11 protein-coding genes and 2 pseudogenes are annotated in these 13189 nt (G+C 62.7%); 5 read left to right on the top strand and 8 right to left on the bottom strand.

Annotated elements, in window-relative coordinates; genetic code table 11:
• Positions 1-289, bottom strand: a pseudogene (locus tag E4Q08_RS24160) (hypothetical protein); the annotation flags it as partial.
• A 77-nt stretch (positions 290-366) separates the two neighbouring features.
• On the opposite strand from E4Q08_RS24160, the pseudogene E4Q08_RS22065 reads away from it, so the two are divergent.
• Positions 367-660: pseudogene (locus E4Q08_RS22065) on the top strand (N-6 DNA methylase); the annotation flags it as partial.
• Between the two features lie 169 nt (positions 661-829).
• Here the strand turns inward: E4Q08_RS22065 and modC are convergent.
• The 4 genes from modC to E4Q08_RS22085 form a co-directional block, all read right to left on the bottom strand.
• Positions 830-1909: a molybdenum ABC transporter ATP-binding protein gene (gene modC, locus E4Q08_RS22070; RefSeq protein ID WP_169071967.1), complete on the bottom strand. Its 1080-nt coding sequence runs from the start codon at positions 1907-1909 to the stop codon at positions 830-832.
• A complete protein-coding gene (gene modB, locus E4Q08_RS22075) occupies positions 1906-2586 on the bottom strand; it encodes a molybdate ABC transporter permease subunit (protein ID WP_169071968.1) in 681 nt (226 codons plus the stop codon). The genes modC and modB overlap by 4 nt, the downstream gene beginning before the upstream one ends.
• Before the next feature lie 96 nt (positions 2587-2682).
• Positions 2683-3429: a molybdate ABC transporter substrate-binding protein gene (modA, locus tag E4Q08_RS22080; RefSeq protein ID WP_169071969.1), complete on the bottom strand. Its 747-nt coding sequence runs from the start codon at positions 3427-3429 to the stop codon at positions 2683-2685.
• A 32-nt stretch (positions 3430-3461) separates the two neighbouring features.
• Positions 3462-4274, bottom strand: a complete 813-nt coding sequence (locus E4Q08_RS22085; RefSeq protein WP_169071970.1) for a TOBE domain-containing protein — start codon at positions 4272-4274, stop codon at positions 3462-3464.
• Between the two features lie 99 nt (positions 4275-4373).
• Between E4Q08_RS22085 and E4Q08_RS22090 the strand changes: the two genes are divergently transcribed.
• A complete protein-coding gene (locus E4Q08_RS22090; RefSeq protein ID WP_169071971.1) occupies positions 4374-4802 on the top strand; it encodes a TOBE domain-containing protein in 429 nt (142 codons plus the stop codon).
• 91 nt (positions 4803-4893) lie between these two features.
• Here the strand turns inward: E4Q08_RS22090 and E4Q08_RS22095 are convergent, their stop codons facing one another.
• A complete protein-coding gene (locus E4Q08_RS22095; protein ID WP_169071972.1) occupies positions 4894-5853 on the bottom strand; it encodes a sulfonate ABC transporter substrate-binding protein in 960 nt (319 codons plus the stop codon).
• Between the two features lie 291 nt (positions 5854-6144).
• Between E4Q08_RS22095 and E4Q08_RS22100 the strand changes: the two genes are divergently transcribed.
• The 3 genes from E4Q08_RS22100 to E4Q08_RS22110 all read left to right on the top strand — a co-directional run bounded on the left by E4Q08_RS22100 (position 6145) and on the right by E4Q08_RS22110 (position 10000).
• A complete protein-coding gene (locus E4Q08_RS22100) occupies positions 6145-7470 on the top strand; it encodes an O-acetylhomoserine aminocarboxypropyltransferase/cysteine synthase family protein (RefSeq protein WP_169071973.1) in 1326 nt (441 codons plus the stop codon).
• Positions 7467-8615: a homoserine O-acetyltransferase MetX gene (gene metX, locus E4Q08_RS22105; RefSeq protein ID WP_169071974.1), complete on the top strand. Its 1149-nt coding sequence runs from the start codon at positions 7467-7469 to the stop codon at positions 8613-8615. Before E4Q08_RS22100 ends, metX begins: the two co-directional genes overlap by 4 nt.
• Positions 8616-8794: 179 nt before the next feature.
• Positions 8795-10000, top strand: a complete 1206-nt coding sequence (locus tag E4Q08_RS22110) for a trans-sulfuration enzyme family protein (protein ID WP_169071975.1) — start codon at positions 8795-8797, stop codon at positions 9998-10000.
• A gap of 103 nt (positions 10001-10103) precedes the next feature.
• Here the strand turns inward: E4Q08_RS22110 and cysN are convergent, their stop codons facing one another.
• Positions 10104-11780 (bottom strand): sulfate adenylyltransferase subunit CysN, encoded by a 1677-nt coding sequence (gene cysN, locus E4Q08_RS22115; protein WP_169071976.1) that lies wholly within the window; start codon positions 11778-11780, stop codon positions 10104-10106.
• A gap of 74 nt (positions 11781-11854) precedes the next feature.
• Positions 11855-12763 carry a sulfate adenylyltransferase subunit CysD gene (cysD, locus tag E4Q08_RS22120; RefSeq protein ID WP_169071977.1) on the bottom strand — a complete coding sequence of 303 codons (909 nt, stop codon included), beginning with the start codon at positions 12761-12763 and terminating at the stop codon, positions 11855-11857.
• Positions 12764-13189 lie beyond the last annotated feature (426 nt).

Here is a 13189-nt window from a genome sequence, read left to right on the forward strand (position 1 = left end):
GATGTTGCAGCCCGAACGTGTACAGCACAGCAAATACCAGCAATCTCAGCCATGCCTCCCCCTCTTCGGTTTCCCAAAACCCCGATTCAGGATGTCGGTTCCTACGGGCTTGCGCTTGCAGGTGGCGATGAACACTGCTTTTCGGGCGATGAATTAATTCCCCCACTGCACGCAGGCTTCGTTTTCCCTGGTCTGTAAGTGCGGCAAAAATGACGCGGCTGGTTGTCCGTATGGCTTGAGTCGTAGAGTTTTTTTTGTCATAAAACTGATGATACAGGAGATGCGGCAACCAGTTCCCATCTCCTCAGCTCCCTTCATCCTCAGACTCTATCGGTAGCATGACTGTCCCGCTTTAAGTGGGAAGCCGAAAAAGGCAAGCGCCAGAACCGTTTGCTACCAGAGCACATCAAGAAGATCGTCGATACCTACAGGCACCGCACCGAGGAAAATCGCTATTCCCTGCGGGTGCCAATGGAGCGAATCGAGAAAGAAGGTTTCAACCTCAACATCTCGCGCTACATCAGCACGGCACAAGCCGAGGAAAAAATAGACTTGAAGGTGGTTCACCAGCAATTGGTGGGCATCGAGCAGGAAATCACGCAGGCAAGAGACAAGCACAACGGGTTTCTTGAGGAATTGGGGTTGTCGCTGCTGCCGTGAATCTGTAAGTTACTATGAAAGTCGCGAGCGACTCTCGAATCTTCCCTCCCCTCTCGCGGGGGTCGGGGGAGAGGGAAACGGTCATGACTTTCATCATCGGGGGTGTCTTGCAAAGTCATGACCGTTTGGCCCAGACCCGAGGCCATCCGGCACCGTGTCGCACCCGGCTTCAGGCGAGGAGTGCGACGGCCTTGATCTGCGCCCGCAGCGCAAGCCCGGGACGAATTTGCAGCTTGTCAGCTGAACGCCGCGTAATCCGGGCGAGCAGCGGCTCGCCGGCGACCTCGAGGCGGACGAGAACGTGGCCCGGCGTGTCGGTCGGCGCCAGATCGACGACCGTCGCCTCGACACTGTTGAGAATACTGCTCTGCACCTGTGGCACCAGGGCCAGGCTGACATCACGCGCATGGATCCGGCAGCGGAGCCGCGTGCCGATGGGCTCGTTACGGCGCGTGACGAGAATCCGTCCACCGGAAAACTCGAGCCGGCTCAAGTCGTCGGCTTCCTGCGCCGCAAGGCGGGTCTCGATGACTACGCCGGCATCGTCAGCGAAAGCGGCGGGCAGGTCGATGCGGCTCAACACCTGCTGCAGCGGGCCGCTGGCAACAACCCGCCCCTGCTCGAGCAGCACCAGATGGTCGGCGAGTCGCGCGACTTCGTCGGGCGAGTGGCTGACATAGATGATCGGCAGCGACAGCTCGCGGTGCAGCCGTTCCAGATAGGGCAGGATTTCGAGCTTGCGCTTGAGATCGAGCGCCGCTAGCGGCTCGTCGAGCAGCAGGATCTGCGGCGCGGCGAGCAGAGCGCGGGCGATCGCCACGCGCTGGCGCTCGCCACCGGAAAGCTGGCCGGGCGAGCGGTCGAGCAAGTGTTCGATGCCGAGCAGTTCGGCGACCTCGTGCGGGGCGAAGTGGCGCTTGCCGGCCGGCGTGCGCCGCTCGCCGAATTGGATGTTGCCGCGCACCGAAAGATGGGGGAAGAGGCTGGCTTCCTGAAAGACCACCCCCAGCGCACGCTGGTGCGGCGGCACGAAAAGGCCTCTTGTCTCGTTCTGCCAAACCTCGTCGCCGATCGCAAAGCAACCGTCGGAGGCCCGTTCGAGTCCGGCCATGGCGCGCAGGCAGGTGGTCTTGCCAGAGCCGGAATGGCCGAAGAGGCCGGTAATGCCGCGACCCGGCAGCGTCAGGTCGACCTCGAGCGTGAAGTCGCGACGTTCGATACGAAAGCGAGCGCGGATCTCGCGGCTCATGCGCCCTGCCTTCGCGCCGGGTTGAAGGTGTACAGCGCCATCAGCACCAGGAAGCTGAAGAGCACCATGCCGCCGGCCAGCCAGTGCGCCTGCGCATACTCCATCGCCTCGACATGGTCGTAAATTTGCACCGAGACGACACGGGTCTTGTCCGGGATGTTGCCGCCGATCATCAGCACGATGCCGAACTCACCAACGGTATGGGCAAAGCCGAGGATGGCCCCGGTGATGAAGCCGGGGCGTGCGAGCGGTACGGCGACCGACCAGAACGCATCCCAGGGGCCGGCGCGCAAAGTTGCTGCAACCTCCAGTGGTCGCTCGCCGATGGCCTCGAAAGCGTTCTGGATCGGCTGCACCACGAAAGGCAGCGAGTAGAACACCGAGCCGACAACCAGTCCGGGAAAGCTGAAGGGCAACAGGCCGAGGCCCAGCGACTGCGTGAGCTGTCCCAGCGGCCCTTGCGGCCCCATGGCGACCAGCAGGTAAAAGCCGAGAACCGTCGGCGGCAGCACCAGTGGCAGCGCGACCACGGCGCCGACGATGCCCTTGAGCGCCGAGCATGTCCGCGCCAGCCACCACGCGATCGGCGTGCCGATGAAGAGCAGGAGAATCGTCACTACCGTCGCCAGCTTGAGCGTCAGCCAGACGGCGGTAAGATCCGCGACAGCGCTATCCATGCTCAATGACCGTTTTGCAGCAAGAGGCTTTCGAGGAAGGTGTCGGGGAGTGGGTAGGGGCTCATGGCTGACCCGTGTGGATGAGGGTGGCCATGGTCAGCGCAGTTCGTAGCCGAAGGACTTGATGATCGCCCTGGCCTTGTCGCTCTTCAGATAGGCGAGCAGCGCCGTGGCCGCTGGTTTGTCCTTACCCTTGCCGAGCAGGACGGCGTCCTGGCGGATCGGCTCGTAGAGATTGGCCGGTACGCTCCAGGCAGAACCGGAGGCGATCTTGCCGTCCTTGATGACTTGCGAGAGGGCGACGAAACCGAGTTCGGCATTACCGGTAATGATGAATTGGTGGACCTGACTGATGTTTTCCCCCTGAACAAAGCGGGATTGCAGTGCCGACAGCACACCCAGCCTGGTCATGGCTTCGACGGCAGCCGCGCCGTAGGGTGCGGTCTTCGGATTGGCCAGTGCCAGATGTTTGAACTTGTCGGTTCTCAGCACCTCGCCGCGGGCGTCGACCAGATCCGGATTCGCCGACCACAGGACCAGCTTGCCGATGGCGTAGGTGAAGCGCGTACCGGCGACGGCGTGGCCCTCCTTCTCCAGTCGAGCCGGCATCTCGTCGTCAGCCGAGAGCAGGACTTCGAAGGGCGCGCCGTTCGCGATCTGGGCATAGAACTTGCCGGTAGCGCCAAAAGCCGGCGAAGCCTTGTGGCCGGTGTCCTTCGCAAACTCGACAGCAATTTGCTGCATCGGCGCGGTGAAGTTGGCGGCGACAGCGATCTGGACTTCGTCGGCGCTGGCGCAGACGGTGGTGAACAGGGCGATAAGCAAGGGCACAAGGCGTTTCATCGGGGTTCTCCGGAAGTCGGGTGTATAAGGGTTCAAACGTACCTGCAAAGAATGACTGCGGAAGCCTTGAAGACGGCGCAGGCCTGTTGACCGACGGCCAGACCGAGGCGCTCGACGCTGTCGTGCGTGATGACTGCGCAGACCGTCTTGCCGCTCTTGATGTTCAAGGTGATTTCGGAATTCACCGGGCCGTCGTGGATGCGCGTGATTTCACCCCACAGGTGGTTGCGCGCCGAAGTCCTGACCTGGGGGTCGTTCAACAACAGCACCGAAGACGACTTGACCAGCGCGCTGATCTCCATGCCGATGGCCAGCCCCAGAGCTGCCGCCGAGTCGCGGGTGATGACGGCGACGATTTCGTTCTCGGCGTCGAGGCTGAGGCGGACCTCGAAGTCGACGTGACCCTCGCGCAGCCCGACGATGGGGCCGGCGAACTGGTTGCGGGCGCTGGTCTTCATCGACATGCGCCGGAGCAACTGGCGGAACTGATCGAAATCGCTGGCCTGGCCGTCGTTCATGCTCGTGGTCAGGGTCTCGAGCGCGGCCTGATACTGCGCTTCGAGCGCACGATACAGCGCCACGACCTTGCGACCGTAGTCGGTGATCTGCGTACCGCCACCGTGCCTGCCGCCGGTCGAGCGCACGACCAGCGCCTGATCAGCGAGGTTGTTCATGGCGTCGATGGCGCCCCACGCCGCCTTGTACGAAAGCGGTACGACCTTGGCAGCCTGCGAGATCGAACCGTGCTTGTCGATCGCTTCCAGCAGGCGGATGCGGGTGTCGCCGAGAAAGGCGCCAAACTCGGTATCGACCTCGAGTTTGCCGCGCAGGCGATGTGTATTCATTTGTCTCGTCTAGAGTGGCCGCAACCCGACACAAGGCGCTACTTAGATGAGCATATAGCGAAAATCGGGCCAGCTCCCCAAAACCCCCAGGAGAAACCCATGAATGTCAGCGCACGCAATGTTTTCAAAGGAAAAATCTCTGCTCTGGTCAATGGCGCCGTGAACGCCGAAGTCGAGTTGTCGCTTCCCGGCGGCGACCGGATTGTCGCGATTGTCACAGAAAACAGCGTCAGGTCGCTCGCTCTCGCGGTTGGCCAGGAAGCGATCGCCTACGTCAAGGCACCGTGGGTCATCCTCCTGGCCGGCGAGCCGGAAGTGCGCTTTTCGGCGCGCAACCAGTTGGCCGGCCAGGTCAGTCGCGTGCGCAAAGGTGCAGTGAACAGCGAAGTGGCGATTGCCCTGCCGGGCGGGTCGACGGTCCATGCCGTGGTTACCAACGAGGCGGCGCTGGAACTCGGCCTGAAGGAAGGCGTCCCCGCCACGGCACTGATCAAGGCCAGCCACGTGGTCCTCGGCGTTCCGGTTTGACCTGCACACGAAGGGGCAGCCCTGCGGCCGCCCCTTCGTGCAGCCATGGGTCAGTGGCGGTCACGGCAGGTTGATCGGGTCGCTGCTGTTGTCAGCGCTTGCCTGGCAGAGCCGCCTCCCTGACCTTGATCTCCTTGGGGATCAGTTTGAGTTCGAAGAAGGTGTCGGCAAGCTTCTGTTGCTCGGCCAGTACCTGATCGGTGATTGGCTTTACGACATTGCTGTAACGACGGATGCTCAACTCGACCACGGCGGGGTCGAGGCCCTGCAAGGGGGCAAGCTGGGCGGCCGCCGCCGGGTAGTTCCTGATGATCCACTGGCCCTGCTTCTGCAATTCTTCGAAGAGCAGGCTGATGACCTCGGGCCGCTTGCTGGCGAACTCGCGCTCGGCGAGGAAGAAGGCGTAGTTGTTTACCACACCCTTGCCGTCGGCGAGAATGCGCGCCTCGATCTGCTTCTCGGCGGCGGCCGTGTAGGGGTCCCAGATCACCCAGGCATCGACGCTACCGCGCTCGAAAGCGGCCCGGGCATCGGCCGGCGGCAGGAACACCGGTTGCACGTCGGCATACTTCAGGCCGTTTTTCTCCAGTAGCTTGACCAGCAGGTAATGGACATTGGATCCTTTGTTGAGTGCCACCTTCCTGCCCTTGAGGTCAGCCACCGTCTTGATCGCCGAGCCCTTGGGGACGAGCACCGCTTCGGCAGTCGGGGCGGGTTCCTCGTAACCGACATAAACGAAGTTGGCGCCAGCCGCCTGCGCAAAGACGGGCGGCGCCTCGCCGACGTAGCCGAAATCGATGGCACCGACGTTGAGGCCCTCCAGCAATTGTGGCCCGGCGGGAAACTCGACCCATTTCACCTCCAGGCCTTGCGCCGCCAGGCGCTTTTCCACCGCCCCCTGGGCCTTGAGCAGGGTCAGCAGGCTGGCCGACTTCTGGAAGCCGATGCGCAACAGTTTCGGGTTGTATTCGGCGAAGACCGGTTGCCAGACGGCAGCAATGGCGAGTCCGGCGGCGAGGCCGAGGATGGCTTTCAGGAACTGTCGTTTCATCGGAAATCCTTGATGGGGTTGAAATGAAGAGGGAAAAGGCTAGCAAGACGTTGCCGGGCGTGGAAGTCAGTTTTTCTTCGATGCTTATGGCGGTTCCGGAAATGACGGCCACGCGCGCCTGGTAATAAGGAAGTGCATCTTTCTTCGTTCGTGATCCGGGAGCGAGGCGGTAGTCTGCCGGGCTTGGGCGGTTTCCCGGGACTTTCTGCAGCATGGCCGATCGGCTAACGCGGGCAGCAGCACTGCTTCCGGCAGCCTTAGCCATTCGAAACCATAGGAAGGAACTTCACAGTGAGCGAAACCAATCCGAACTACCACTACGAAACGCTGCAGGTGCACGCCGGCCAGACCCCTGCGCCGGGCACCAATGCACGGGCGGTGCCGATCTACCAGACCACCTCCTACACCTTCAACGATGCAGAGCATGGCGCCCGCCTGTTCGCGCTGAAGGAATTCGGCAATATCTACACGCGCATCATGAACCCGACCACCGACGTCTTCGAACAGCGCATCGCGGCACTCGAAGGCGGGGTGGCGGCAGTTGCCACCAGTTCCGGGCAGGCGGCGCAGTTCCTGGCGCTGACGACGATTGCGCAGGCCGGTGACAATATTGTTTCCACCAGCTACCTCTACGGCGGCACTTACAATCAGTTCAAGGTCGCTCTGCCGCGGCTGGGGATCCACGTCAAGTTTGTCGATGGCGACGATGCGGAGGATTTCAGGAGCGCCATCGACGACAAGACCAAGGCCATCTACGTCGAAACCATTGGCAACCCGCGCTTCAATATCCCCGACTTCGACGCCCTCGCCAAGGTGGCTCACGATGCAGGCATTCCGTTGATTGTCGACAACACCTTCGGTGCGGCCGGCTATATCGCGAGACCCATCGACCACGGTGCCGACATCGTCGTCGCGTCGGCCACCAAGTGGATCGGCGGGCATGGCACCTCGATCGGCGGCATCGTCGTCGATTCCGGCAAGTTCGATTGGGGCAACGGCAAGTTCCCGCTGTTCACCGATCCCGCTCCCGGCTACCACGGCCTCAATTTCTGGGAGGTGTTCGGCAGCGCCAGTCCCTTTGGCAACATCGCTTTCGCCATCCGCGCCCGTGTCGAGGGGCTGCGCGACTTCGGCCCCAGTCTTTCGCCATTCAACGCCTTCCAGTTGATCCAGGGCGTGGAGACCCTGTCGCTGCGCGTACAGCGGCATGTGGACAACGCGCTGGAGCTGGCCCTTTGGCTGGAGTTGCAACCACAGGTCGCCTGGGTGGAGTACAACGGCCTGGAATACAACCCATATCACAAGCTGGCGAAGAAATACCTGAAGAACGGCTTTGGTGCCGTGCTCAATTTCGGCATCAGGGGCGGCGCCAATGCGGCCCGGAAGTTCATCGACAACGTCAAGCTGGCGAGTCACCTGGCCAACGTCGGCGATGCCAAGACGCTGGTCATCCACCCGGCGTCCACCACGCACCAGCAACTGTCGGAAGCCGAGCAACAGAGCGCGGGCGTGCGCCCGGACCTGGTGCGGGTGTCAGTTGGCATCGAACACATCGAGGACATCAAGGCCGACTTCGAGCACGCCTTGCGCCGGTCTGGCCTCGAAGCGGCCGCATGACGGCGTTCGGCCTGTCGCCCCGAACCAGGCGGCTGACCCTCGATCGGCCGCTGGTTCTCGAGTCCGGCGACACCCTGCAGCGTGTCAGCATCGCTTATCGGAGCTGGGGCGAGCTCTCGCCCCAGGCAGACAATGCGGTGATCGTCTGTCACGCACTGACTGGTTCTGCCGATGCCGACGAGTGGTGGGGGCCGCTGTTCGGGCCCGGGCGCAGCCTCGACCCGGATCGTCATTTCGTGGTCTGCAGCAACGTGTTGGGCGGGTGCTATGGCAGCACCGGGCCGCTGACCCTGGCAGCCGATGGCCAGCCCTGGGGAGGCAGGTTTCCCCGCATCACCATCCGCGACCAGGTATGCGCCCAGATGGCGCTGGCCGACGCACTCGGAATTCGCCGCATCCGTTTCGTCATCGGCGGTTCGATGGGCGGCTTACAGGCGCTCGAGTGGGCTCTGCTCGATCCGCAGCGCGTCGGCGCGGTGGTCACCATTGCCTCTGCTGGTCGTCATTCGGCCTGGTGCGTCGTCTGGAGCGAGGCGCAGCGCCTGGCCTTGGCCAGCGATCCCAGGTTCAAGGACGGCCACTATCATCCCGCCGATCCGCCGCTGGCAGGCCTGGCCGCAGCACGGGCGGTGGCGATGATCAGCTACCGCAGTCCGCGTTCACTGGACGAACGTTTCGGGCGATCGGCCGGGAAGGAGATCTTCGGGGAACGCGCGCGTGCGCCCGACGACTTCGCCATCCGCGGCTGGCTACGGCACCATGCTCAGGCCCTGGTCGAGCGTTTCGACGCCAACAGCTACCGGGTACTGCTCGATGCCATGGACACTCACGATCTGGCCCGCAACCGCGGCGTCTATGAAAACGTGGTTCGGCAAATCCAGCAGCCGGTACTGGTGGTCTCCGTGAACTCGGACGCCCTTTACGTACCCCAAGACCAGCGCAGTCTCCATTTTCTGCTGCCCAATTCGCATTTCCTCGAAATCGAGTCAGCGCATGGTCATGACGGTTTCCTTATCGATGCTGAAGCCTTCGAACCCGAGATTTGCCGTTTCGTCAAAGGATTGCCGGACAGCACTCGGCTAGCACGGCGCACCTATAACCCACGCGGTGTCGTCTCGGCCAGCCAGCTCAAGTATGCCTGGTGATCCCGCCGCTTTTCATAACCTGTAGGGGTTCAAGCATGCCCTCTCTTTCCCGGCCAGGGGGTGGTTTGCGACACGGGAACCCGCTACCTGTCGAAGGTGTACAATGATCGGCGATCGACGGCGGCCACATCGTCGGTCTGGTGGACGAATCCGATCAACCACTTGCGAAAGAAGTTTGAATGAACGAGCAGCACGACAAGAACGCATCCCGCCCCGGCTTCGGCACCCGCGTCATCCACGCCGGGCAAAGCCCGGATCCCTCCACCGGCGCGATCATGCCACCGATCTACGCCAACTCGACCTACGTGCAGGAAAGTCCGGGGGTGCACAAGGGGCTGGACTATGGTCGCTCGCACAACCCGACGCGCTGGGCCCTGGAACGCTGCGTGGCCGATCTCGAGAGTGGTGGCGCCGCTTTTGCCTTCGCTTCCGGGCTGGCGGCGATCGCCACCGTCCTCGAACTGCTCGATAGCGGCGCGCACGTGATTGCCGGCGACGATCTCTATGGCGGTACCTATCGCCTGCTGGAAGGGATAAGGAAGCGCAGCGCCGGGCTCTCCTGCAGTTTCGTCGATCTCTCCGATCCGGCAGCGCTGTCCGCCGCGATCCGTCCCGAAAGTCGCATGCTGCTGGTGGAAACGCCGACCAATCCGCTGCTGCGCCTGGTGGACCTGCAGGCACTGGCCACCCTCGCCCACCAGCACGGCCTGCTCGCGGTGGCCGACAACACGCTTGCCAGCCCGTGGATACAGCGGCCGCTGGAACTCGGCTTCGACATCGTCGTCCATTCGAGCACCAAGTATCTCAATGGTCACTCGGACGTGATCGGCGGCATTGCCGTGGTCAGCGGCGACGAACGCAACGCCGGGCATCTCGAACGACTCCAGTTCCTGCACAACGCCGTCGGTGCCATTGCCGGCCCGTTCGACAGCTACCTGACGCTACGCGGCGTGAAGACCCTCAACGTGCGCATGCAAAGACACTGCGAGAACGCGCAGGAACTCGCCGCCTGGCTGGAGCGGCAGCCAGAAATCCGGCGGGTCAGCTATCCCGGTCTCGCCTCGCACCCCCAGCATGCGCTGGCGCGGCGGCAGATGCGTGGCTTCGGCGGCATGATTGCCGTCGAGCTGGCGACTGATCTGGCCGGCACCAAGCGCTTCCTGCAGGGCTGCGAGCTGTTCACCCTGGCGGAGAGCCTGGGTGGCGTCGAGAGTCTGATCGAGCATCCGGCGATCATGACCCACGCCACCATCCCGCCGGAGCAGCGGGCCCACCTGGGCATCGGCGACTCGCTGCTGCGCCTGTCGGTCGGCATCGAGGATGTACTTGACCTGAAACGGGATCTTGCTGGCGCGCTGCAGCGCATCGACCAAGGCCCGGCCTGACGCTCAGGTACGCTGCGGCAGCCACGCCATTTCCGCCCTGAAAGGGTGCCGCTCGTGCTTCAACGCGGTCCATCGGAGATGGCCCCCCGCCTGAGAAGTCAGATCAGATTTCGTAGCCTGGTTCTATCCCTGCGCTTTCGGAAGATGCCCTCATGAGCGCCAGGAGCGCTTCGATATCCAGCGCCTGCGCATCGAGAATCCTATGCACGGGGTCGGCGCGGGGTGGCAGATCCTCGCTTGCCGAGCAGATGCACACCAACCCGGCGTGGTTCAGTTGGCGGGCAACCAGTTCGGCTTGCCCACCCAGCGAGTCTTCGTCCAGCGCCACGCACGCATAGCCGCGATCAAACAGGCGGCGTTCGAGGTTCCGGGCCGCCTGCCGGCGGTTCTCGCCCGTGAGCCACAGGGTGACTGCCTGCTGCCCGAAACGCAGTGCCCGCTCCTCCTGCGTGACCGGTCGCCAGACCGAGCGCCTCTCGAGCGGGCGGAGGATCATGCCCGCGGCGACCGTACCGTGGGTCAGCCGGTCAATGAGGATGAACGAACCCGAGCCTTTGACTCGGCTGTAAGGGTCGAAGGCGATCGGCGCGCTCAAGGCCATTTCGCACAGCCCGATTTCGTTGAGACCCAACTGTCCCGCCGCACGCAAGGCGAGCGTATTGATGTCGATCCGGTGGTGGATTCTCGCCACCGCGCCGGTGACCGTGCGCGCCGCCTGCTTGATCAGGTACTGCCGGCCGGGCAGCAGCGGTGCCTCGGCCATCCAGACCAGGTGCGCGTCGAAACGCGAATCGAGCGTCGGCTCCTGCCCGGGCCGGACCAGCATGTCGCCACGACTGACGTCGATCTCGTCTTCCAGCGTGACGGTGATCGCCTGCGGCGGGAACGCTTCTTCCAGTTCGCCGTCGTAAGTGACGATGGCCTTGACCCGGCTACTCTTCCGCGACGGCAGCGCGAGCACGGGGTCGCCCTTTCTCAGGACGCCGGCGGCCAGCGTACCGCTGAAACCACGAAAATCCAGGTTTGGCCGATTGACCCACTGCACCGGGAACCTGAGGTCGTCGAAGTTCTCGTCGTCGGCGATCTCGATGGTGTCCAGCAGTTCCATCAGCGGCACACCGTCGAACCAGGGGGTCCGTTCGCTGCGCCGGACGACGTTGTCGCCCTTCAGCGCCGACAGCGGAATGAAGCGGATCTCGGTGACGTCGAGACCGCGGGCAAATTCGAGATACTCATCGCGAATGCTCTCATACACCGTCTTGCTGAAGTCCACCAGGTCCATCTTGTTGATGGCCACGATGACGTGCCTGATCCCAAGCAGCGAGACGATGAAGCTGTGACGCCGCGTCTGCGTCTGCACGCCGTAGCGGGCGTCGACGAGGATGATCGCCAGATCGCAGTTCGAGGCGCCGGTGGCCATGTTGCGCGTGTACTGCTCGTGGCCAGGCGTGTCTGCAATGATGAACTTGCGCCTGGCGGTGGAAAAATAGCGATAGGCAACATCGATGGTGATCCCCTGCTCGCGCTCGGCCTGCAGGCCATCGACCAGCAGCGCCAGGTCGACCTCGTCGCCGGTGGTCCCGCACCTGAGGCTGTCTCTCTGCATGGCCGCCAGTTGATCTTCGTAGATCAGCTTGGAATCGTGCAGCAGACGACCGATCAGCGTGCTCTTGCCGTCATCGACGCTGCCGCAGGTGAGAAAACGCAGCAGTTCCTTGCGCTCGTGCTGGGCCAGATAGGCCTGGATGTCGGTACTGATCAATTCGGACTGGTGGGACATGGTTTACCTTGAGATTGCGGGTGCTGGTCGCCCACCCCCTGCGCAGCGCGAGCGGGGAGCGGTGCAAGCGGAGGTCAGAAATAGCCTTCCTTCTTCTTCTCTTCCATCGATCCGGCCTGATCGTGGTCGATCACCCGGCCCTGACGTTCGGAGGTCCGGGTCAGCAGCATTTCCTGGATGATCTCGGGCAGGGTCGCCGCCGCGGATTCGACTGCACCGGTCAACGGGTAGCAGCCAAGTGTCCGAAAGCGCACCATTTTCGTCTCGATGACCTCGCCCGGACGCAGTTCGAAGCGCTCGTCGTCGACCATGATCAGCGTGCCGTCGCGCTCGACCACGGGGCGTGGCTTGGCGAAATAGAGCGGCACGATCGGGATGTTCTCGAGGTAGATATACTGCCAGATGTCCAGCTCGGTCCAGTTCGACAGGGGGAAGACGCGGATGCTCTCGCCCTTGTTGATCCGGCCGTTGTAGAGGTTCCACAACTCGGGCCGCTGGTTCTTCGGATCCCAACGGTGGTGTTGGTCACGAAAGGAATACACCCGCTCCTTGGCACGTGATTTCTCCTCGTCACGCCGCGCACCACCGAAAGCAGCGTCGAAGCGGTACTTGTCGAGGGCCTGTTTGAGTGCCTCGGTCTTCATGATGTCGGTGTGCTTCTTGCTGCCGTGAGTCAGTGGACCTATGCCCTGGCGAACGCCGTCTTCGTTGATGTAGACGATCAGCTCCAGCCCGAGATTGTGCACGTGCCGGTCGCGAAAGGCGATCATTTCGCGGAATTTCCAGGTGGTGTCCACGTGCATCAACGGGAATGGCGGCTTGCCCGGATAGAAAGCCTTCATCGCCAGGTGCAGCATGACGGCCGAGTCCTTGCCGATCGAATACAACATCACCGGACGTTCAAACTCCGCGGCCACTTCGCGGATGATGTGGATGCTCTCGGCTTCGAGCTCTTTCAGGTGGGTCAGTTTGCGTTGGGTCATGGGGCCTTGCGGAGGGTCAGGTGGACTGGAGCCTTATAACAGAATTTGGCTGAACTTGCCCAATTCCGGGCGCACGCGGGTGCGAATGAAAGTGTTGGGTGGATACCTATATGCTCCCCTTGTATGCTTCGTTTTGTGGTTTTTCGTTCGTTCAAGAGAGGAGATGAAGTCATGGCTGGAAGGGTGTCAAGAGGACCGTGGAATAAATGCGAGAGAGGTATTTTTCTCTTGCGTTTATGCCGCGAAAGCCTCTTGACATCCTGTAAGCCAAGTACACTTGAGGCAGGGGCTGGGGAGGGGTTGATCATCCCCGGCCGCTGCCTCACGGCGAGTGCGGGGTTTGGGGCAGAGCCCCAAGGTTTAGGTCGTAGAGTGCCACGGAGGTGTGGTGGAAACGAGTTCGGAAGGCGACGCACAGCCGACGCC

The sequence above is a fragment of the Candidatus Accumulibacter contiguus genome (assembly GCF_012940005.1).
Classification (GTDB): Bacteria; Pseudomonadota; Gammaproteobacteria; order Burkholderiales; family Rhodocyclaceae; genus Accumulibacter; species Accumulibacter contiguus.